Source organism: Catenibacterium sp., from assembly GCF_052354645.1.
Lineage (GTDB): Bacteria > Bacillota_I > Bacilli_A > Erysipelotrichales > Coprobacillaceae > Catenibacterium > Catenibacterium mitsuoka_A.
The window spans coordinates 1-2,652 of sequence record NZ_DAWDDM010000268.1 but is presented as its reverse complement, the minus strand read 5'-3'; the positions used below and the strand labels follow the sequence as shown (position 1 = coordinate 2,652).

General features: G+C 31.6%; 2 protein-coding genes and 1 pseudogene. 1 reads left to right on the top strand and 2 read right to left on the bottom strand.

Annotation, left to right across the window (positions count from 1 at the left end):
• The coding region (locus tag ACT8VG_RS09770; protein WP_444195751.1) for an MFS transporter at positions 1 to 1,105 on the top strand (1,105 nt) is incomplete at its 5' end.
• Between the two features lie 44 nt (positions 1,106 to 1,149).
• On the opposite strand, the gene ACT8VG_RS09765 is transcribed toward ACT8VG_RS09770, so the two are convergent.
• Both ACT8VG_RS09765 and ACT8VG_RS09760 read right to left on the bottom strand, forming a co-directional pair.
• Complete coding sequence (locus ACT8VG_RS09765) at positions 1,150 to 1,659, bottom strand: pyridoxamine 5'-phosphate oxidase family protein (protein WP_444195750.1); 510 nt, start codon at positions 1,657 to 1,659, stop codon at positions 1,150 to 1,152.
• Positions 1,660 to 1,680: 21 nt separating this feature from the next.
• Positions 1,681 to 2,625 (bottom strand): annotated as a pseudogene (locus ACT8VG_RS09760) (family 1 glycosylhydrolase); the annotation flags it as partial.
• Between the last annotated feature and the right edge of the window lie 27 nt (positions 2,626 to 2,652).

Sequence of the window (2,652 nt, the reverse complement as noted above, 5' to 3'; positions counted from 1 at the left end):
CTATTATTTATCATGGGCCGTATTTTCAGCTTTAATCTCAGTTTATCTATTAGATAAAGGTTTTAAAGCAAGTGAAGTTTCACTTGTTGTTTCTACTTCTTTTCTAACATCTATGATATTTCAACCTGTCATTGGTATGTTAAGTGATTGCTTTGATGTTAAGAAAGTAAACTTTGTTTTATTTGGATTAGCTGCTTTAGGTGGATTGGCCTTTATGTTTGCAGATAGTTTAATTGCGATTATTATTGGTTATAGTTTTGTATTAACTTTAATTAATGGGACAACCCCAGTTATGGAAAAAATTGCTTCTTCATCACCTTATCAATATGGAAAGATAAGAATATGGGGAACAATTGGTTATGCGATTGGATCATGGCTTGCAGGAATGATCTATCAATGTATTTCACCATCGGCCATCTTTGTTTGTTTCATTATCACAATGACTCTTTGTATTATTGGTTTACTCGGAACAGAAACACCAGATGATTTAGCTCAAGAAAAAGAAGAAAAAACCAAAACGAGCACTCTTTTTCATAATCATAAATATTTGTATTATTTAGTCATTGCGTCTGTTTTCCAAGGTATTACAAATATGGCAAATACATATATTCCTGCCATGTTTCAAAATGATGGTTTACCAGTAAACATTGTTTCTACAATCTTGTCATTTGCGGTCATATGTGAAGCACCACTTGTTTTATTCTCACATAAATTTATGGATAAACTTTCTAATAAGAAGCTACTTATTATTGCTTATACAATGATTTCTATACAGTTCTTATGTTATGCCTTCAATGTTTGGTTACCCCTTAAAGTTTTTGTCACTTTAGTCACAAAGCATCCATCAGGTATGTTGTTTATTATGATTAACTTAAAAGTTGTTAATACACTTGTGCCGCAGGAACATCAAATTACAGCACTCGCATTTGTTCAAACATTAAGAAACTTAAGTTCAATTATTTTCCAAAATATTGCTGGACAAATCTTAGATGTTTCTTCTTATCAAGTCTTGTTTGCTTTATCCAGCATTATTATTGCGATTGGTTTTATCCTTGTATTCCTATTTAAAGTACCTTCAGGAAAAGATCGAAAAATATTCAATTAAAATATATTAAAAGGTTATTCGCGCTTGAATAACCTTTTTTGATACTAGTCTAGTGAAATATGTCTCTTTACTTTTTCTTCTGGATGAATATTATCTCTCTTTTTTCCAGTCATACTTAATACTTTAATTCTAAATACTTCAATAGCCCCAATCATCTTTGTATTGAATTTGAAGTCTTCTTCATGATAATGACGCATTAATACCTTTAACCCATGTATTTTCTCTTCTTCACTTAAGAACTCTACTTCACCATAACCAATCACACTCTCATATCCCATAGTACAGGACATTCTTTCATCATACATAATAATATTATGTTCACAATCCATCTCAAAACAAACATTCTTATTGGTTCTCATAAGATCAATCTTCTTACCAATCTTTGCACCATGAAAGTACAAATAGAGCTGATTATCAACAACCTCTGTCCCAAAGTTAAGAGGAACGATATAAGGGAATGTTTCATCAAACATCGCAACTCTGCATGTATCACATTTCGCAATGATTTTCATCATTTCATCAAAGTCAGTTATTTCTCTATCTTTTCTTCTCATTTAAAATACCTCCTTATTCAATTATAATACTTCACCATTAGATGCAATCACTTTTTTGTACCATTCATAAGAATCTTTCTTGCTTCTTTCTAATGTACCATTTCCTTCATTATCTCTATCTACATAAATAAAGCCATAACGCTTCTTCATTTCACCTGTAGTAAAAGAAATACAGTCAATACAACCCCAAGGTGTATAACCCATTAAATTGACTCCATCTTCTTCTACAGCTTTTTTCATCTGCTCAATATGTGCTCTTAAATAATCAATACGATAGGAATCATGACAACTGCCATCTTCTTCCTTCTTATCAATAGCACCAAAACCATTCTCTACAATAAACATTGGTAGTTCATATCTTTCATAGAATTGATTCAATACATATCTTAAACCTTCAGGATCAATAGCCCATCCCCAGTCAGTTTCTTTGATATATGGATTCTTAACAGAATGTTCACTAGAACCATCTGTAGTACTAGAAACATCCCTAATAGAATTAGAATTAACTGTATTAGACATATAATAACTAAATCCAATATAATCCACAGTACCTTCTGATAAAGCTTTTTTATCTTCATCAGTAATATTAATATTAAACCCTTTTCTTTCAAACATCTTTAATGCATAAGCAGGATAATGTCCACGACACTGCACATCACTAAAGAAGAAACGATCATGCATTAACTGCTGTGCTAATAACTGATCCTTAGGAGAACAGCTATAAGGATAGAAAGGAACCATAGAAATCATATTCCCAATTAAGAAATCAGGATTAATCTCTTTACCAATCTTAACTGCCTTTGCGCTTGCTACTAAAGTATGATGTGCACACTGATACATGGCTTCTTCTGGATTATCATAGTTTCCAAAATGAGCACCACTATTTGTCCAGCCATAAATATCATTCACAAAGTTCATCTGGTTATTGATTTCATTGACAGTCATCCAGTACTTTAATTTATTCTTTTATCATTTAAGGCATACTTCAGCAAG